This window comes from Oceanimonas sp. MB9 (assembly GCF_011319775.1).
Classification (GTDB): Bacteria; Pseudomonadota; Gammaproteobacteria; order Enterobacterales; family Aeromonadaceae; genus Oceanimonas; species Oceanimonas doudoroffii.
The window spans coordinates 605946-624801 of sequence record NZ_VFBE01000009.1; the positions used below are offsets into that span (position 1 = coordinate 605946).

Annotated in this window: 17 protein-coding genes; 15 read left to right on the forward strand and 2 right to left on the reverse strand. The window is 62.1% G+C overall.

Annotated features, from left to right (window positions below; translation table 11 throughout):
• Positions 1 to 234: 234 nt before the first annotated feature.
• The 14 genes from tkt to OJHNALOF_RS14245 all read left to right on the forward strand — a co-directional run bounded on the left by tkt (position 235) and on the right by OJHNALOF_RS14245 (position 16343).
• A complete protein-coding gene (gene tkt / locus OJHNALOF_RS14180) occupies positions 235 to 2232 on the forward strand; it encodes a transketolase (protein ID WP_165662418.1) in 1998 nt (665 codons plus the stop codon).
• A 292-nt stretch (positions 2233 to 2524) separates the two neighbouring features.
• On the forward strand, positions 2525 to 3535 hold the full coding sequence (locus OJHNALOF_RS14185) for a TRAP transporter substrate-binding protein (protein WP_165662419.1): 1011 nt from the start codon (positions 2525 to 2527) through the stop codon (positions 3533 to 3535).
• Positions 3532 to 4089: a TRAP transporter small permease gene (locus tag OJHNALOF_RS14190; RefSeq protein WP_165662420.1), complete on the forward strand. Its 558-nt coding sequence runs from the start codon at positions 3532 to 3534 to the stop codon at positions 4087 to 4089. Before OJHNALOF_RS14185 ends, OJHNALOF_RS14190 begins: the two co-directional genes overlap by 4 nt.
• Entirely contained in the window at positions 4086 to 5366 is a 1281-nt protein-coding gene (locus OJHNALOF_RS14195; RefSeq protein WP_165662421.1) for a TRAP transporter large permease, read from the forward strand. Before OJHNALOF_RS14190 ends, OJHNALOF_RS14195 begins: the two co-directional genes overlap by 4 nt.
• 38 nt (positions 5367 to 5404) lie before the next feature.
• A complete protein-coding gene (locus tag OJHNALOF_RS14200) occupies positions 5405 to 6136 on the forward strand; it encodes an aspartate/glutamate racemase family protein (protein ID WP_165662422.1) in 732 nt (243 codons plus the stop codon).
• 189 nt (positions 6137 to 6325) lie between these two features.
• Entirely contained in the window at positions 6326 to 7021 is a 696-nt protein-coding gene (locus OJHNALOF_RS14205; protein WP_165662423.1) for a GntR family transcriptional regulator, read from the forward strand.
• A 353-nt stretch (positions 7022 to 7374) separates the two neighbouring features.
• Complete coding sequence (hydA, locus tag OJHNALOF_RS14210; RefSeq protein WP_165662424.1) at positions 7375 to 8796, forward strand: dihydropyrimidinase; 1422 nt, start codon at positions 7375 to 7377, stop codon at positions 8794 to 8796.
• 77 nt (positions 8797 to 8873) lie between these two features.
• On the forward strand, positions 8874 to 10040 hold the full coding sequence (locus OJHNALOF_RS14215; protein ID WP_165662425.1) for an alanine--glyoxylate aminotransferase family protein: 1167 nt from the start codon (positions 8874 to 8876) through the stop codon (positions 10038 to 10040).
• A 74-nt stretch (positions 10041 to 10114) separates the two neighbouring features.
• A complete protein-coding gene (locus OJHNALOF_RS14220; RefSeq protein ID WP_165662426.1) occupies positions 10115 to 11149 on the forward strand; it encodes a TRAP transporter substrate-binding protein in 1035 nt (344 codons plus the stop codon).
• A 140-nt stretch (positions 11150 to 11289) separates the two neighbouring features.
• Positions 11290 to 11898, forward strand: coding sequence for a TRAP transporter small permease subunit (locus OJHNALOF_RS14225; RefSeq protein ID WP_165662427.1), 609 nt, complete (start codon positions 11290 to 11292; stop codon positions 11896 to 11898).
• On the forward strand, positions 11898 to 13187 hold the full coding sequence (locus OJHNALOF_RS14230; protein ID WP_165662428.1) for a TRAP transporter large permease: 1290 nt from the start codon (positions 11898 to 11900) through the stop codon (positions 13185 to 13187). Before OJHNALOF_RS14225 ends, OJHNALOF_RS14230 begins: the two co-directional genes overlap by 1 nt.
• Positions 13166 to 14581, forward strand: a complete 1416-nt coding sequence (locus OJHNALOF_RS14235; protein WP_165662429.1) for an amidase — start codon at positions 13166 to 13168, stop codon at positions 14579 to 14581. The genes OJHNALOF_RS14230 and OJHNALOF_RS14235 overlap by 22 nt, the downstream gene beginning before the upstream one ends.
• 13 nt (positions 14582 to 14594) lie before the next feature.
• The gene (locus tag OJHNALOF_RS14240; protein ID WP_165662430.1) at positions 14595 to 15368 is read left to right on the forward strand and encodes a 2-keto-4-pentenoate hydratase; all 774 of its coding nucleotides are present in this window, start codon (positions 14595 to 14597) and stop codon (positions 15366 to 15368) included.
• Positions 15369 to 15434: 66 nt separating this feature from the next.
• Positions 15435 to 16343 carry a bile acid:sodium symporter gene (locus OJHNALOF_RS14245; RefSeq protein ID WP_255459203.1) on the forward strand — a complete coding sequence of 303 codons (909 nt, stop codon included), beginning with the start codon at positions 15435 to 15437 and terminating at the stop codon, positions 16341 to 16343.
• Here the strand turns inward: OJHNALOF_RS14245 and OJHNALOF_RS14250 are convergent.
• Positions 16340 to 17671 carry a cell wall metabolism sensor histidine kinase WalK gene (locus OJHNALOF_RS14250; protein WP_094199048.1) on the reverse strand — a complete coding sequence of 444 codons (1332 nt, stop codon included), beginning with the start codon at positions 17669 to 17671 and terminating at the stop codon, positions 16340 to 16342. The genes OJHNALOF_RS14245 and OJHNALOF_RS14250 overlap by 4 nt on opposite strands.
• Positions 17652 to 18386: a response regulator transcription factor gene (locus tag OJHNALOF_RS14255; protein ID WP_240919735.1), complete on the reverse strand. Its 735-nt coding sequence runs from the start codon at positions 18384 to 18386 to the stop codon at positions 17652 to 17654. Before OJHNALOF_RS14255 ends, OJHNALOF_RS14250 begins: the two co-directional genes overlap by 20 nt.
• Before the next feature lie 86 nt (positions 18387 to 18472).
• On the opposite strand from OJHNALOF_RS14255, the gene OJHNALOF_RS14260 reads away from it, so the two are divergent.
• Positions 18473 to 18853, forward strand: coding sequence for a heme-binding protein (locus OJHNALOF_RS14260; protein ID WP_165662431.1), 381 nt, complete (start codon positions 18473 to 18475; stop codon positions 18851 to 18853).
• Positions 18854 to 18856 lie beyond the last annotated feature (3 nt).

The following is an 18856-nucleotide window of genomic DNA, read 5'->3' on the forward strand; positions in this document are numbered from 1 at the left end:
ACTTCCTAAAACTTTTAATGAATTCGGTGTTGTCAGGGACCGCACAAAATGGCGGTATTAACATCTGGACGGCTATTTTAGAGAGGCGAGGGCGGGAATGCCAGAAAAATGTGTGACCGGCACGGCGGGCGGAGGTCACGCCGGGGGAGAATAATTTGCGCCTCCCGGCCGTCTTTGGGACAATGACCGCCGATTTGTTCACCCTTCTTTATAAGAATTTCTCAGGAGATGTCGATGCCTTCTCGTCAAGTGCTGGCCAATGCCGTGCGCGCGCTCAGTATGGATGCGGTACAGAAAGCCAATTCCGGTCACCCCGGAGCCCCCATGGGCATGGCGGATATCGCCGAGGTGTTGTGGCGTAATTACTTGAAGCACAACCCCGCCAACCCGGAATGGGCCGACCGTGACCGCTTTATTCTGTCCAACGGCCATGGCTCCATGCTGCTGTACTCCCTGCTGCACCTGACCGGTTACGAGCTGTCCATCGACGATCTCAAGCAGTTCCGTCAGCTGCACTCCAAGACCCCCGGCCACCCGGAATACGGTTACGCCCCGGGCGTGGAAACCACCACAGGTCCCCTGGGTCAGGGCATCACCAATGCCGTGGGCATGGCCATTGCCGAAAAGGCGCTGGCCGCCCAGTTCAACAAGCCCGGCCACGAGGTGGTGGATCACTTCACCTACACCTTCCTGGGTGACGGCTGCCTGATGGAAGGCATCTCCCACGAGGCCTGCTCCCTGGCCGGCACGCTGGGCCTGGGCAAGCTGATTGCCTTCTGGGATGACAACGGCATCTCCATCGATGGTCATGTTGAAGGCTGGTTCAGCGACGACACTCCCAAGCGCTTTGAAGCCTACGGCTGGCACGTGATTCCCGCCGTGGACGGTCATGACAGCGCCGCCGTGGCCGCCGCCATCGACGCCGCCCGTGCCGAGACCGGTCGCCCGACCCTGATCTGCTGCAAAACCGTGATCGGTTTTGGCTCCCCCAACAAGGGCGGCAGCCACGATTGCCACGGCGCCCCCCTGGGCGAGGCGGAAATTGCCGCCACCCGCGAGCAACTGGGCTGGAGCCATGCTCCGTTCGACATTCCCGCCGACGTGTACGGCGAGTGGGATGCCAAGGCCAAGGGTGCCGAGCAGGAAGCGGGCTGGAACGCCAAATTCGACGCCTACGCCGCCGAATATCCGGCACTGGCCGCCGAGCTCAAGCGTCGCCTGAACGGCGAGCTGCCCACCGACTGGGAACAGCAGAGCGCCGACTTTATCAAGGGCCTGCAGGCCGCCCCGGCCAAGATTGCTACCCGCAAAGCCTCTCAGAACGCCCTTGACGCCTTTGGTAACCTGCTGCCCGAGCTGCTGGGCGGCAGTGCCGATCTGGCCCCTTCCAACCTGACCATGCACAAGGGTTCCAAGGCCATCAGCGCCGAGGATGCCGCCGGCAACTACCTGCACTACGGTGTGCGTGAGTTCGGCATGAGCGCCATCATGAACGGCATCGCCCTGCACGGTGGTTTCGTGCCCTACGGTGGCACCTTCCTGATGTTTGTGGAATACGCCCGTAACGCCGTGCGTATGGCCGCCCTGATGAAGCAGCGCTCCATCTTTGTATACACTCACGACTCCATTGGTCTGGGTGAAGACGGCCCCACCCACCAGCCGGTGGAGCAGATTGCTTCCCTGCGCCTGACCCCCAACATGAGCACTTGGCGCCCCTGTGACCAGGTAGAGTCCGCCGTGGCCTGGAAACACGCCATTGAGCGCAAGGACGGCCCCACCTCACTGATCTTCTCCCGCCAGAATCTGGGACAGATGGAGCGCACCGAGGCCCAGCTGGCCGACGTGGCCAAGGGTGGCTATGTGCTGCGTGACTGCGCCGGTACCCCTGAGCTGATCCTCATTGCCACCGGCTCCGAGGTAGAGCTGGCTGTGGCCGCGGCCGAGCAGCTGACTGCCAAGGGCCGCGCCGTGCGCGTGGTGTCCATGCCGTCCACCGACGTGTTTGACGCCCAGTCTGCCTCCTACCGTGAAAGCGTGCTGCCCGCCGCCGTGACCAAGCGGGTGGCGGTGGAAGCCGGTATTCGCGACTTCTGGTTTAAGTATGTGGGCTTTGGTGGCGACATCATCGGTATGAGCAGCTTTGGCGAGTCGGCCCCGGCCGGTGAGCTGTTCAAGCTGTTCGGCTTCACCACCGAAAACGTGGTGGAGAAGGCCGAGGCCCTGCTGGCCTGAGCCTGAGCACTGACTGAATAAAAAAACCGGCGTTAGCCGGTTTTTTTGTACCTGTGATCCTGGCCTCGGCGTGGGAAAAGGATACGCCTCGGGACGATCGTGATCACACTTCGTTAACCGTTGAACATTCGCCCCATAAGAAAAAGATTCATTTTTTCAGCGGGTTGATTCTTTTCTGAACATGGGGGCAGGCTTTTTATTTCCTGATGCTGTTGCCCGTCTTGTTAATGGAATGTATATATAATTATGAATTCATAATGACGTGGGCGACGTCATAACCAAGGAGAAGGTAATGGGAAACAATGTACACGCTTTTGGCAGCTTCTTTAAAAAGAGTTTGTTAACAATCTCGTTGGGAGCCACACTGGCCACCGCCTCGGTTCAGGCCGAAACCCTGCGGGTGGCCGGCAACTTTGCCGTGGATCACTCCAGTACCCTGGCCATGGAAGTCTTCAAGAAGGAAGTGGAAACCACCACAGGCGGTGCTCTTGAGGTCAACCTGTTTCCGGCCATGCAACTGGGCGGCGCCTCGGAAAATGTGGATCAGGTGCGCTCCGGCGTGCTCAGCATGACCTGGCTGGGCGTGTCCTTCCTGTCCCGCACCGTGCCCGAGCTGGAAGCGGTGAGCCTGCCCTTTGTATTCAAGGACAGGGAAACCGCCTTCAGGGTGATCGACGGCCGGGTAGGGGAGCTGCTTAACGACAAGCTGGCCGACAAAGGCTTTGTGGCCCTGGGCTTTATGGAGCTGGGTCCGCGTCATGTCACCAACAGCGTGCGCCCCATTGAGTCTATTGACGACTTCGATGGCCTCAAGATTCGGCTGCAGCCCAACGAAACCCACCTCAAGACCTTCCGCGCCCTCGGTGCCAGCCCCACCTCCATGGGCATCAATGAGGTCTACTCCGCCCTGCAGCAGCAGGTTATCGATGGTCAGGAAAACCCCTTCAGCATTATTCGCAAGAACAACTATCAGGAGGTGCAGCAGTACGTCACCGACACTGGCCATTTCTTTGACTTTATCGTAGTGGTGGCCAACAAGCGCCGTTTTGACAAGCTCTCCGACGGCGAGCAGCAGGCGGTACGCGACGCCATGGCCAAGGCAGTGACATGGCAGCGTGAAAAGGCCGCCGAGGAAGACTTGCAATCCCGGGAGCAACTGGTGGGGGCGGGCATGAAATTCAACAGCGTCAGCCTCGAACTGCACCAGCAAATGCAGGAGAAGACCGCGGGCATTATCGACGAGCTGAAAGAACGCCTCGGTGATGAGCTGGTGAACGCCGTACTGGAGGACGCCAAGTCATGACAACCGGTCATTCCGAGCAGCCGCACATGCTGAACGGAGCCGGGCCTCTGCCTACACCGGCGGCGCTGGTCCGCCGGTACCTGCTGAGGCTGGATGCAGCCTCCCGCTATACCATCTGCGTCTGCATGGCGGTGATGGTATTGCTGGTCTCGGCTCAGGTGTTCTGTCGTTATCTGCTGGCCGAATCCATCGACTGGGCCGACGAAATGTCGCGTCTGGCCTTTGTCTGGGCGGTGTTTCTGGCCATTCCCCACGGCCTCAAGCATGGCGTTCATGTGGGCATCGATGTGCTGACCAACAAGCTGTATCCCCGTCTGCAGGAAGGGCTTAGCCGGCTGATGATGCTGGTTAGCGGACTCTTGATGGTGGTGGTGTGTTACCAGGCGGTACTGGTGGCCATCGACGGTTGGGGTGAGCTGATGCCGACCATTCCGGTCAGTGCCTCGGTGTTCTACATTCCGGTGATGCTGAGCTGTGGCCATGGCCTGCTGCATCTGTTGTTCATGGCCTGGCAAGGCGCTCATGTCTGGGCTGACAAGGAGGAAGCCGCATGACCACACTGGCGATTATCCTGTTCCTGGTGCTGGCCCTGCTGGGCATGCCCCTGGCCTTTTCCCTGGGGCTGGCAGCCCTGGGTGGACTGGCCTGGAGCGGCATTGAACTGTCGGTGCTGCCCCAGCGCATGATGCACGCGGTCAATTCCTTTCCGCTGATGGCGATTCCGCTGTTCATGCTGGCGGGTGAGCTGATGGTGGGCGGCCAGGTGATGCAACGCACCATCGACTTTGCCAATGCCTTCGTCGGCCGGGTCAAGGGCGGTCTGGCGCACGTCACCCTGCTGTCCGGTCTGGGCCTGGCGTCGGTCACCGGTGCCGCGGTGGCGGGCGCCAGTGCCCTGGGTACCACCATGATGCCGGCGATGAAAAAGCACTACGACGCGGGCTTTGGTTCGGCGGTGGTGGCCTCGGCGTCAAACCTGGGCCCCATCATTCCGCCCAGCGCGGCCATGATTGTCTACGCCCTGATGGCCGGCTCCTCGGTCTCCGTGGGTGGCCTGTTCATGGCGGGTGTGGTGCCCGGTGTGCTGCTGGTGGTAGGCATGATGGTGCTGTCGAGCTGGATTGCACACCGCAAGGGCTATCCGCCCACGGGTGAACCCTTCAGCCTGAAGAACCTGCTGGTGCAGACCAAACGGGCCGGGGCCATCATGCTGATGCCGGTGATCGTGATTGGCGGCATTGTCGGCGGGGTGTTTACCGCCACCGAAGGGGCGGCCATCGCCGTGGTGTATGCCTTTATCATCGGTAAATGGGTCACCCGCAAGCTGTCCTGGGCCGATCTGCCCGGCTGTATGTTCCGTGCTGCCCTGACCTCGGCGGTGGTGGGTGCGCTGATCGCCTTTGCGACGCCGCTGACTTTCCTGTTCACCATCGATCTCATTCCGATGCGCCTGTCTGAGCTCATTCAGAGCATTACCGACAACCCGCAGGTGTTCCTGGCGTTGGTAATGGCGATGTTGCTGGTGGTGGGTATGTTCCTGGAATCGAACGCCGCCTACATCATGCTGGTGCCGCTGTTTGCGCCCATCGCGCTGGCCTACGGTATCGACCCGCTGTATTTCGGTTTTCTGTTCGTGTTCAACCTGGTGATCGGCATGATGACGCCGCCGGTCGGGGTGTTGCTGTTCGTGATGTGCGGCATCGCCAAAATACCCATGTCTCAACTATTGCGTTACGTCTGGCCCTTTATTGCCCTGCAATACCTGGTGCTGGCGTTGTGCTGGATTTTCCCCGAGGTAGTGACGGCCCTGCCGCACGCCCTGGGTTACTGATAACTGAATGAAACATAATGACAAGTAAGGAGCTAACCATGACCAATCGTACTCTGCTGGGCGTATTGACCCCTTCCTCTAACACCACTCTGGAGCCGGTAACCGGCGACATTCTGCATGGCGTTAACGGTGTCAGCGCCCACTTTGGCCGCCTCAAGGTGACCGAGATCTCCCTGACCGACCAGGCCCTGAGCCAGTTCGACAACGAGCCTTTCCTGCAGGCATCCCGGCTGCTGGCCGATGCCAAGGTGCAGTCCATCACCTGGAGTGGCACCTCTTCCGGCTGGCGTGGCTTTCAGGATGACGAGATCCTGTGTAAGGCCATTACCGACGCCACCGGCATTCCGGCCACCACCTCGGTGCTGGCGCTGAACGAGCTGTTTGCACTGACCGGTGTCAAGCGCTTCGGCCTGGTGACCCCTTATCTGCACGAGGTGCAGAAAAAGGTGGTGGCCACCTATGCCGATGCCGGCTTTGGCTGTGTTGCCGAGCGTCACCTCAATGACAAGGGCAACTTTTCCTTCTCCGAGGTGAGCGAGGACACCATCGAGCAAATGGTGCGCGCCGTGGCCGCCGAGGGTCGGTGCGACGCCATCACCATTTTCTGTACCAACCTGCGTGGCGCTCGGGTGGCGGCGCGGCTGGAACAGGAACTGGGACTGCCCATCTACGACACCGTCTCCACCGGTGTGTGGAAGGGCATGTTGCTGGCCGATGCCGATCCAAGCCAGATCCAGGGGTGGGGCTCTTTATTTTCGGTTAAGCCGTAATTATATATTATATAATTCATAAGTAAGGGCGGTCTGCCCGGCCGGCATCAGTCCGGTCGGGCAGACCGCCACAGTGATTTCTTATTCATAATTCGATCGGGATCACCCTTGTCCGCCTCTGCCATACCGTTTTGGCCGGCAACGGATTAAGGTAACTGATTACTAACAAACATATAACAGGAGCACGATATGGCAGGCAGTGTTAATCATCTCGGCAGTAATTCCCTGCGACGACGCTCGCTGCATGAGGAAGTGGCCGACTGCGTGCGTACCATGATCATTGAGGGAGAGCTGAAGGAAGGGGAGCGCATCAATGAGCCGGCACTGTGCAAGCAGCTCGATATCTCCCGCACCCCGCTGCGGGAAGCCCTGAAGGTGCTCAACTCCGAAGGCATTGTTACCATAGAGCCCAACCGGGGTGCCCGGGTGGCGGTGATCACGCCGGAGGAAATCCGCGAGCACTTCGAGATCATCTGCTCCCTGGAGCGTCGTGCCGCCGAGCTCACCGCCAGCCGCGCTACCCAGGCCGAACTGGAGCAACTGACCCGGCTGCAGCAACAGCTGGAAGGCTACCATCAGGCTCAGGACAAGCAGCAGTATTTTGAAATCAACCAGCATATTCACCGGCTGATCATCGAGCTGGCCGGCAACGAGACCTTGATCCAGTTGCATCATCAGCTGATGAACAAGGTCAGCCGCGGCCGTTACCTGGCCATTGGCTTTCACCACCGCTGGGACGAGTCCGTGGCCGAACACAGGGCCTTGCTGGATGCCCTCAAGGCCGGTGACGGCGACAGGGCTGGGCGGATCCTGGCCGAGCATGTCATGCATACCGGCGATCTGCTGGTGCAGGAGCTGGAGCAAAAACAGCACAAAGCGGGCTAATCATTCCCTTCAGGCCCCACTTCATGATGTTCTGATTGCTTCTTCACGCCGTTTCTTTCTTCCTTATCTCTTTCCATTCCCTCCAGCCGGTTTCCCGGCTGTTGTCGTGCCGCCTGTGAGCCATCGCCTGGTGGTGTCATGTGAGGCGAACCGGGCCTGTTCGATGATTATTTTCTTTTAGAGCGTGCCAGTTTTTCACTCCACACTCGATTGTTAATTATTTGTTTAGTTTGTGCGATCCCGTTCACATTACTGTGGTTGGTGGTTTGAAAGTACCCAAAAGCAATGATTAATTACAAATATATAATTATGAATTCAATTTAGTGGAAGAGAACAACATCAAGGAGTGACCCATGTACGAGTTTGATCTGGTGATTCGAAACGGCCGCATCGCCACCGCCGCCGACGTAACCGACTGCGATGTCGGTATCAGGGACGGCCGCATTGTGGCCCTGGGCCTGAACCTGGGCCCGGGCCGGGAAGAAATCGATGCCAGCGGCAAGCTGGTGCTGCCGGGCGGCGTGGATGCTCACTGCCACCTGGATCAGCCGATGCCCGACGGGCTGCGCATGGCCGATGACTTTTACACCGGCACTCGCTCCGCCGCTTGCGGCGGCACCACCACGGTGATGCCCTTTGCCGCCCAGGAAAAGGGTCAGTCGCTGAAGGCGGCGGTAGAGGATTATCATCGCCGCGCCGAGGGCAGGGCGGTGGTGGATTACGCCTTTCACCTGATCGTCAGCGACCCCACCGAGAAAGTGCTCAAGGAAGAGCTGCCGGCGCTGATTCGCCAGGGCTGTACCTCCTTCAAGATTTACATGACCTACGACGACCTCAAGCTCAACGACGGTCAAATCCTCGATGTGCTGGCCCTGGCCCGGGACGAAGGTGCCATGGCCATGATCCACGCCGAAAACGCCGACTGCATCGGCTGGCTGACCAAGCGCCTGATCGGTGCCGGTCATACCGCCCCCATATACCATGCCGCTTCCCGCCCCATGCTGGTGGAGCGGGAAGCCACTCATCGGGCCATTGCCCTGTCCGAGCTGGTGGATGTGCCCATTCTGATCGTACATGTGTCCGGTGAAGAGGCGGTGGAGCAAATTCGCTGGGCCCGCAGTAAGGGCATCAGCATTTATGCTGAAACCTGCCCCCAGTACCTGTTCCTCACCGCCGAAGACCTGGGCCTGGACGGCTACGAAGGCGCCAAGTGCGTGTGTAGCCCGCCGCCCCGGGACCAGGCCAACCAGCAGGTGATCTGGGACGGTCTGGAAGACGGCTTGTTTACCATTTTCTCGTCCGACCATGCGCCGTTTCGCTACGAAGACCCCCAGGGCAAGAAGCCGAATGGCGAAGAAGTGGACTTTCCCTACATTCCCAACGGCATTCCCGGCCTGGAAACCCGGCTGCCGCTGTTGTTCTCGGAAGGGGTCAACAAGGGCCGCATTACCCTCAACCGTTTTGTCGAGCTGACCGCCACCAACCCGGCCAAGATCTACGGCCTGTATCCGCAAAAGGGCAGCATCGCCGTGGGCGCCGATGCGGACATTGCCATCTGGGATCCCAAGCGTGAGGTGGTCATTCAGAACGAGCTGCTGCACCACGACGTGGATTACACCCCCTACGAGGGCCGGGTGGTCACCGGCTGGCCGGTGCTGACCCTGAGCCGGGGCAAAGTGGTGTGGCGCGATGGCGAGGTGCTGGGCCAGGCCGGTGACGGCCGCTTTCTGCCCTGCGGCAAGCCGGACATGGCCAAACCCAAGGTACGCCGCTGAGCGTCAGGGACGATGTCGGGCAGGCCGGCTCAGGAGCGGGCCGGCCGCCCATTAACCGAGCAGTTCAAGGAGTGAATATGTCATACCAAAGCGGGCGTCATTTTTTGCAGATCCCGGGTCCGTCACCGGTGCCGGAGCGTCTGGTGCGCGCCATGGCGCAACCGGTGATCGATCACCGCGGGCCGGAGTTCGGCGAGCTGGGCCGCACCGTGCTGGCCGGCATCAAGCGCATTTTCCAGACCGACAGCCCGGTGGTGATTTATCCCGCTTCCGGTACCGGCGCCTGGGAAGCGGCCCTGGTCAATACCCTGAGCCCGGGGGACCGAGTGCTGATGTGTGAAACCGGCCAGTTTGCCACCCTCTGGCACGAGCTGGCCACCCGCCTGGGTCTGGACGTGGAGTTTCTGCCCGGTGACTGGCGCCACGGTGCCAGCCCGGAAGCCATTGCCGAGCGCCTCAGCCGGGACGGCGACCATCACATTCAGGCGGTGTGCGTGGTGCACAACGAAACCTCCACCGGCGTCACCAGCCGCATTGCCGATATTCGCCAGGCCATTGACGGCACCGGTCACCCGGCGCTGTTGATGGTCGACACCATCTCCGGGCTGGCTTCTGCCGAATACAAGCACGATGAATGGGGAGTGGACGTCACCGTGTCCGGCTCCCAGAAGGGCCTGATGCTGCCGCCGGGCATCAGTTTCAACGCCCTGAGCGACAAGGCCCTGGCCCGCAGCAAACAGGCCAGACTGCCAAAGTCCTACTGGGACTGGGCCTCCATGCTGGCGGGCAACGCCAGCGGTTATTTTCCCTACACGCCGGCCACCACCCTGCTCTATGGCCTGAAGGAAGCCATCGCCATGCTGGAGGAAGAAGGCCTGGAAAACGTCTTTGCCCGTCACCAGCGCCATGCCGAAGCCACCCGCCGGGCGGTGCAGGCCTGGGGCCTGGAAGTGCTGTGTCTGAACCCCGAGGAATACAGCCCGGTGCTGACCACCGTGCTGCTGCCGGAAGGTCAGGACGCCGACGCCCTGCGCAAGGTCATTCTGGAGCGCTTCGACATGTCCCTGGGCGCCGGCCTGGGCAAGCTCAAGGGCCGGGTGTTCCGCATCGGTCATCTGGGCGACATCAATGACCTCACCCTGCTCGGTACTCTGGCCGGCGTCGAGATGGGGCTGATGGCGGCGGGCGTGCCCCACAGCCCGGGTGGCGTTCAGGCCGCCATGCGTTTTCTTGCCGACCACTAAGTGATTGCGGTGGCCCGCATGAGCGGGCCACTTACTCATGCCATTGGGCATATTCAAGGAAGGAGAGTCTCATCATGAGAAAACTGATCACCGCTACCCTGCTGGGCAGTGTCCTGGCATCCACACCGGCCCTGGCCGAGACCATCAGCCTCAAGGTCATCGGGCAACCGCTGGCCACCGGCCTTATTCAGAAAAACAAGGAGCAGCCATTTTTTGAAAACCTGGCCGAAAACACCGGTCTGCCGATCAAGGTCAACTACAAGCCCTTGGACACGACCGGCATCAAGGACGTGGAGCAGCTCAGGGTACTGAAGTCCGGCCTGTTCGATCTTATTTCATTGCGTATGTCCCAGGTATCCCGGGACGAGCCCACCATTCTGGGTCTGGATCTGGTCGGCCTGAACCCTAACTTCGAGCAGGGCCGCAAGGTGGTGGCCGCCTACAAGGACACGGTGGATCAGCGTCTGCAGGAGCGCTTCAACACCAAACTGCTGGGGGTCTGGCCCTTTGGCCCTCAGGTGCTGTTCTGTAACCACCCCATCAACAGCCTGGAAGACGTCAAGGGCCTGAAGGTGCGGGTGTATGACCAGAACCTGGCCCAGTTTGTGGAGTCCGTGGGCGGCGTGCCGGTGCCGGTGGCCTTTGGCGACGTACACCAGAGTCTGGCGCTGGGCATGATTGAGTGTGCCATTACCGGTCCCAGCTCGGCCAATTCCGCCGGCTGGCCGGAAGTGACCACCCACATGCTGCCCCTGGGCTTCCAGTTGGCGCTGAACGGCTATGGCATCAACCTCAAGGCCTGGAACAAGCTGGACGAACGGCAGCAGCAGACCCTGCAGGCCGCCTTTGACGAGCTGAACGAGGAAATCTGGCGCTACTCCGAAGAGCTGTTCCTGGATGCCAGCCGCTGTAACGTGGGTGAGCAGCCCTGTGACACCGGCAAGTCCTTCAACCTGGTGGAAGTACCGGTGAACGAGGCCGACCTGGCCACCGTGGCCAATACCGTGACTCAGGTGTCTTACCCGACCTGGGCCGAGCAGTGCGACAAGTCCAATGCGCAATGTTCCGCCAACTGGAAACGGGACCTGGCGGATATCGTGGACCTGTAACCCTTAACAACGCCGGCCTGTGCCGGCGTTGTTGTCTGATGAGATTTCAAGTGGATCGGTTGGCGATATGGGCCTCGCCGGTCCCACGTCCGGCAACAGGGTGATGGCTGCCCTGGCGCCGGTGACAAGGAGACGTTGACATGAAGCGCATAGAGCAAATGGCCAGCATGGCCTTTGGCGGCATGTTTCTGCTGTTGTCGCTGTTGATAGCGGTAGAGACCCTGCTGCGCAAGTTTTTCAAGATATCCCTGCAGGGGGTCGATGAGCTGAGCGGTTACGCCCTGGCGGTAGGCGCCACCCTGGCGTTCACCATCGCCCTGTTCGGACGGGCGCACATGCGCATCGACATTTTTCACGAGCGGTTGCCCAAAGGTCTGCAGAGCGTGCTGAATTGGCTTTCCGCCCTGTTCATGTGCGGCCTGGGCCTGTTTATGGTGTGGGTGTGCGTGAATGTGGTGCTGGAAACCCTGGACTACGGCAGCACCTCCCAGACGCCCTGGGCGACCCCGCTGATTTATCCGCAGAGCGTGTGGATGGCGGGCCTGGCGGTATTTGCCCTGGTGGCCCTGGGCTATGGCCTGCGCGCCAGCTGGCTGTTGGCTGCTGGCCGGCACCAGACACTGAACAATGAATTCAACCCCAAGGGGGTGAGTGAAGAGCTGAAGGAAGAGCTGGAAGATTTTGCCCAGCGCCAGCAGCAACAGGATCAAGCGACCGCGGCACAGAAGCTGGCCGGGGAGGGTGCGTAATGACTGTAACCACGGTTTTTATCGGCTTTTTCGCCATGCTCGGCATGTTGTTGCTGGGCGTTCCCATCGCCGTGGCCATGGCCCTGATTGGGGTGATTGGTGGCATCATGGTGTTCGATTGGACCTTTATGGACTCTATCGGTGCCGTCGTCTGGAGCGTGCACAACGAGGCGCTGCTGACCGCTATTCCGCTGTTCATTCTGCTGGGCGAGCTGCTGCTGCGCAGTGGAATTGCCGACAAGATGTTTCTGTCCATGGCGGCCTGGTTGGGCCGGTTGCCAGGTGGTCTGCTGCACACCAACATCGGCTCCTGTGCGCTGTTTGCCGCCACCTCCGGCTCCTCGGTGGCCACCGCCGCCACCATCGGCACGGTAGCGCTGCCGTCGCTGCAGGAGCGCAAGTACTGCATGCGCCAGTCCCTGGGCAGTCTGGCCGCCGGCGGCACCCTGGGGATCCTTATTCCGCCCAGCGTCAACATGCTGATCTACGGCTCGCTCACCAACAACTCCATCGGCAAGCTGTTTATGGCGGGTCTTATTCCCGGTGTCATGCTGAGTCTACTGTTCATGGTGTATATCGCCTTTGCCAGCCGGGGTCAGGGCAGTGTGCGGGAAGAAAAGCTGAGCCTGCCCGAAAAGCTGCGCCTGTCCCGCCACCTGATCCCGCCGGCGGTGGTGTTCGGCATCGTCATGGGCAGCATCTACAGCGGCCTGGCCACCGCCACCGAGTCGGCCGCCCTGGGGGTGATGACCGCACTCTGGTTTGCCTGGTGCTCCGGCAAGCTGTCGCTGACCTTCCTGCAGGAATGCTTTGTACAGACCGCGCGCATTACCGGCATGATTTTGCTTATCATCACCGCCGCCTTCGTACTTAACCTGACCATCAGCCTGACCGGGGTGGTGGATGAACTGACCGCCTGGGTGACTTCCTTTGGCCTCAGTGTGACCGGTTTGCTGCTCATTCTCATTCTGTTCTACCTGGCCCTGGGCATGTTTATGGACGTGCTGTCCATGCAGGTGCTGACCATTCCCATCACCTATCCCATCGTGACCGCCCTGGGTGTGGATCCCATCTGGTACGGCGTGTTTGTGGTACTGATGTGCGAGCTGGCGCTGATCACGCCGCCGGTGGGCATGAACCTGTTTGTGGTGCAGAGTGTGCGCAAGGACGGCGGCAATATCAGCGATGTGATGTGGGGCGTGGTGCCGTTCATCCTGATCATGATGCTGTTCACCTTCAGTCTGATGATGTTCCCGGAGATTGCCCTGTGGCTGCCCAACCTGATGTAACCCAAAGCTGGCGCCTCGGCGCCCTTGAGCTGGCGGCGGCTTATGCCGCCGGCACCCTGACCCCGCTGGCGGTGGTCGAGGCGCTGGGCGAGCGTATCGCCCGGCTCAACCCTGAGCTTAATGCATTTATCACTTTTAACCCGGCGGCCGCTGAGGAGGCGGCCGCCGCCACCGCGCGCTGGGCCGAGGGCCGGCCCCTGAGCCCGTTGGATGGTGTGCCGCTGACGGTCAAGGATCACCTCAACACGCAAGGGCTGGCCACTACCTGGGGTAACCGGGCCCTGGCCGGCAATATCGCTAGCGAAGACGAGCTGGCGGTGTCCCGCTGCCGGGCCGCCGGGCTGGTGATCCTGGGCAAGACTAACGTGCCCGAGTTCACCCTGGAAGGCTATACCGACAACCCCCTGTTCGGCGTGACCCGTAACCCCTGGAACCCGGCGCTGACCCCCGGCGGCTCCAGCGGCGGCGCGGTGGCGGCCCTGGCCGCCGGCCTGGGGCCACTGGCGCTGGGCACTGACGGCGGCGGCTCCATTCGCCGGCCGGCGTCTCATACCGGCCTGGTGGGGCTCAAGCCTTCCATCGGTGCCGTGGCCCGGGTCGGCAGCCTGCCTCAGGTGATGCTCGACTTTGAAGTAGTGGGGCCGCTGGCCCGCAGTGCCGCTGATGCCGAAGCCCTGTATCGCATTATCAGTGGCCCCGATGTGCGGGACCCAGCGTCCTGGCGCACTCGTCCCGAGGCACCGGCCGGCAAGCTTCGCATTCACTATGTGCCCCGTTTTGGTGACCAGCCCTTGCATGCCGAGATTGCCGGGAACGTGGAGCAGGCGCTGGCGGTGTTTGCGCGCCAGGGCCATCAAGTGACCCGGGGTGAGCTGCCGTTTTCCCTTGAGCCGGTGGACAAGTTCTGGCCCATGCTGGGTGCCGCGGCGGTGGCGGCCATTTTCCGTGCCTTTCCCGAAGCCGAGCCCGAGGCCGCCGGGCGTTTTCGCGATATGGCCGGGCAGGGCAGGCAACTGTCGGCCTCCGATTATCTGTGTGGCCTGGACGGCATTCGCCGCTTTCGCCGTACCGTGGCCGAGGCCTTTGTTGATATTGACATCATCGTCACGCCCTCGGCGGCGGCCCTGCCCTGGCCGGCGGAGCAACCTTATCCGGGCGAGATTGACGGCCGGCCGGTGGGCCCCCGGGGTCACGCCATTTATACCGGCTGGGTCAATGCCTGCGGCCATCCGGCCATCAATTTGCCGGCGGCGCCCTCGGCGGCTGGCCTGCCCATCGGCTTTCAGCTGGTGGCCGGAATGAGCCAGGATGAGCTGCTGCTGCGGCTGGCGGCGGACTATGAACGGGAAAGTGGACGGGGCTGGCAATGGCCGGCGCTGGCAGAAACCAAATAACAGGATGAGCACCATGGAACAACAAGTACAACAGCAACAACAGATTCAGCAGGCGGTGGCACGGGTGCTGGCCGCTTACGAGAGCGGGACCCAGTTCGAGGCCGGTGAGGGGCCGCAAACCGTGCAGCAGGCCTACGCCATTCAGGATGGCGTGGCCCGCCACCTGTGGCCGGCCGAGCGCACGCACTGCTGGAAGGTGGGGTCCCCCAACCGGGATACCGAACCCTACAGTGCGCCCATTCCGCCCCAGAAGGTGTATGACAGCGGCGTGAGCCTTAATGGCGCCGATTTTCACATGATTGGTATCGAGGCGGAGCTGGCCTTTCGAGTCACCCAGGCCCTGCCGGTGCGTGCCCAGGCCTACAACGGGCAGGAAGTGCGCGCGGCGCTGGGCGAGCTGTGCGTGACCCTGGAGCTGGTGGATACCCGGCTGCGAGAATGGCAGCAAACCAGTGCCCTGTGGCGACTGGCCGACAACCAGATCAGCGGCGGCCTGGTGGTGGGCAGCGGCATTGAAGACTGGCAGGACCGGGATCTGGCGCTGCAGCCGGTGCAGCTGACCGTGAACGGCGAGGTGCTGGCGGACAAAAGCGGCGGTCATCCCCTGGGCGACCCCACCATGCTGCTGACCTGGGCGGTCAATCATCTGGTGGCGCGCAACCAGGGGCTTCAGCCTGGCGATCTGATCACCACCGGCAGCTGGACCGGCATGAAGTTTATCGAGCCCGGCGCCGATATTCGGGCGGTGTTCCCCGGCATTGGCGGGGTAGCCCTGTCTATCGCATAAGGTGAATTAAAAGGCGCCGGGCTGCCCGGTAAGGAGGACATCATCGCCTGGTTACTGCCCGGCGGCCTGTGTGCCGCCATCATGCTGGCCCTGCTGCTGCCGGGCCCCGGTGTCTGGCTGGCCCAGTGGCAGCCGCTGCCCTGGCTGGTGGCGGTGATCTTTCTGGTCAATGGCCTGCAGACTCGAGTGCATGAGCTCAGGCCCGAAGCGGGCTTTGGCCGAGTATTCGGCCTGGCGCTGGTTATCAGCCTGCTGCTGTCGCCGCTGCTGGGGGCGCTGTTGTATCACTACAGCGGGTTGGCGCCGGGCCTGGCACTCGGCCTGCTGGTGGTGTCTGTGGTGCCGCCGACCCTGTCGTCCTGTGTGGTGCTGACCCGGCTCAGCGGCGGCAACGCCCAGTGGTCGCTGTTTATGACCCTGGGGCTGAATCTGCTGGGTATTATCACCATTCCGTTGATGCTGAGCCTGTTGATCGGCAGCAGTGGTGTGCTGTCACCCTGGCCCTTGCTGCACAAACTGTCGCTGATGGTACTGCTGCCCTTTGTGCTGGGTATGGTACTGCGGCGGCTGCTGGGGGCCAGGGTGGTGCGGCGCTGGATGACGGTGGTGCCGACCCTGAGTGTGGTCACCACTGCCTGGATCACCCTGTCTACCAGCCGGCCGGCCCTGCTGGCGTTGGAAGGGGTGGACTTACTGGCGCTGGCGGCCTGGTCGCTGCTGTTGCACGGTATTCTGCTGGCGCTGTGCCGGCTGGCGGGCAGGGGACTGGCCCGACCGGCACGGCTGGCGCTGCTGTTTACCGCCGCCCAGAAAACCACGCCGGTGGCGGTCAGCGTGCTGGTGGCCATGAGTGCCGCACAGGGCCTGGCGGTAGTGGCCTGCCTGGTGTTTCACTTTCTGCACATGTTGGCCGACGCCCTGCTGGCGTCGCGCATTGCGGCACGCACGGCGGCCATGGTTCGCGCCGAGGCTTAATGTTCGGCGCTGAAGGTACAGTAAAACCGGGTCGCCTCCCGACCCGATGTCACTTCAACGGGCGCCTGGTGACCGTCAAGAATGGCCTTGACCAGGGCCAGCCCCAGGCCATGGCCCGGGCTGTGGCGGCTGCGATCGGCCCGGTACAGCCGTTCAAAAATATGGGGCAGATCGGCCTCGCTGATGCCCATGCCAGTGTCTTCCACGATCACTTCGATGGCGCTGCCCTGGCGCCGGGCCAGCAGTTTGACCTCACCTCCCGCCGGCGTGTACTTGATGGCGTTGTCGAGCAGGTTGGCAAAGGCCTGGCTCAGGGCCTGGGGATCACCGTGGATCACCAGCTCCGGTGCCAGCTCGGTGGTCAGGGTGATCTCCTTGTCTTCGGCGGCGAGTTCGTACAGCTCGGCCACTTCTTCCAGCAGCCGGCTCAGGTCGCAGGGCTCGAGCCGGGCCGGATCCAGCCCCTGCTCGGCAGCGGTGATCGCCAGCAGGTAACCGAGCTGGGCCTCCATGCGCTGGTTTTCTTCGGCGCAGTCGAGCAGGCTGTCGTACCAGTGTTGCGGCGCCTTGCTGGCCAGCGCCTGCTCCAGGCTCAGGCGCTGACGGGTAAGGGGGGTGCGCAGATCGTGTGCGGCACTGTCCAGGGCGTGGCGCAGCCCGCTGACCAGGCGGTGGATTCGGGCCATCTGCTGGTTGAACAGCAGGATCAGCTGGCCGAGTTCGGTGTGTGTTGAGGCGGTTTGTGGCACCGGGCGGTCGAGGCCGTCCCGTTGCAGGCTGCCGATGCGGTGAATCAGGGCGCGAATGGGACGCAGGGTGCGTCGGGTGAGCCAGGCAACCAGCCCCAGGCTGATCAGCAGCATGGGCAGCAGCAGTTGCAGCATGGTCTGACGGTAGCGAGCCAGATCCTGCTGCCGAGGCTGGGCCGACAGCGCCACCTGCAGCCGGTAACCGTCAAGCTGGCGGCCCTGGTGCCAGCTGCCGTCGGCGAGTTGGCCGTCGACCTCGGCCGGCAGGGCGGGGCCGGCGCTGAACAGCAATTGTTGCGCTCGATCGCTGAAGCGCACCCGGTAGTGGCTCAGCAGCAAAAACTCCCGATCCCGCTCCAGCACGTGCAGCAGCTTGTCGGGGCCGGCGTCGGAGCTTACCCGCTGGTAGTTGTCGAGCAGGGTGGTCACCAGCTGGCGATCCTTGTCGAGCAGGCGTTTACCCAGCAGGTGATCGCCGGCCAGCAGCAGGCCGCCGGTCACCAGGGTCATCAGCACCAGGTACCAGAGGGTGAGGGTCAAGCCGGTGGTAAAGCGGGGATTAATCGGCGCGCAGGACATAGCCAATGCCTCTCAGGGTATGCAGCAGTTTTTGGGTCTGGCCCTTGTCGATTTTATTGCGCAGCCGGCATACCAGCACGTCCACCACGTTGGTCTGGGGATCAAAGCGATAATCCCAGACCCGCTCGAGAATCTGGGTGCGGGACACCACCCGGCCCTGGTGACGCAGCAGCAGCTCCAGCAGCACCAGCTCCCGGGGTTGCAGTGCCAGCCGCTGGTCGCCGCGCCAGGCCAGCTTGCGCGCTGGATCCAGACGCATATCCGCCAGTCGCAGCAGGTCCAGGGCCGGTGTCGGCTGGCACCGGCGCAGCAGCACTTCAATGCGTGCCAGCAGCTCGCTGAAGGCAAAGGGCTTGGTCAGGTAGTCGTCGCCGCCGAGGCGCAGTCCCTGCACCCGGTCGTCCACCGAACGGCGTGCGCTCAGCAGCAAAATAGGGAAGTCGGCCCCCTGGCCTCGCCATTCCTGCACCAGCTCAAGGCCATCCTGGCCTGGCAGCATGATATCGACAATGGCAAGGGCGGGAGCCTGTTCCAGGGCCTGCCAGGCGGCTTCTTCGGCCCGGCTGCAGTGCTGCACCCGGTAGCCCTGCTCGGTGAGGCCGCGGGTAAGAAAGGCGGCAATTTTGGCGTCATCTTCAACCAGCAACAGCTCCATGGCCTGGGTCTCCGTGGTGTGTATCGCGGTTATTGTACCGCCATCGGGCGAAGCGGCCATGAACCTTTCCATTCTGTAATGCAGCGGCAAGGTGAGGGCAAGGCAGGTTGGTTAAAGTCATCGGGACATCAACAAGGAGATGTATCATGAAAAAAGTTCTCGCCGTATTGGCCCTGGCCAGCCTGGGTGTTCAGGCCCAGACCATTGCTACCCCGGTACTGACCACCGATACCGCTCTCAAACTGGTGAGTGAAGGTATCGGCCAGTGTGCCAAAGACGGCTATAACGTCACCGTGGCCGTGGTGGATCGCAGCGGTGCCCTCAAGGCGCTGGCACGCAATGAAAACGCCGGCCCGCACACCCTGGAAAGCGCTCGTAAAAAGGCCTTTACCTCGGCCTCCATGGGGGTGGTCACCGCTGATCTGGCCAACAACATCGCCGACAAGCCGGCCCTGTTCGGGCTGCGGGAAATGCACCCCGACATGCTGATCCTGGGCGGCGGCCTGCCGATCCGAATCAATGATTAGTTG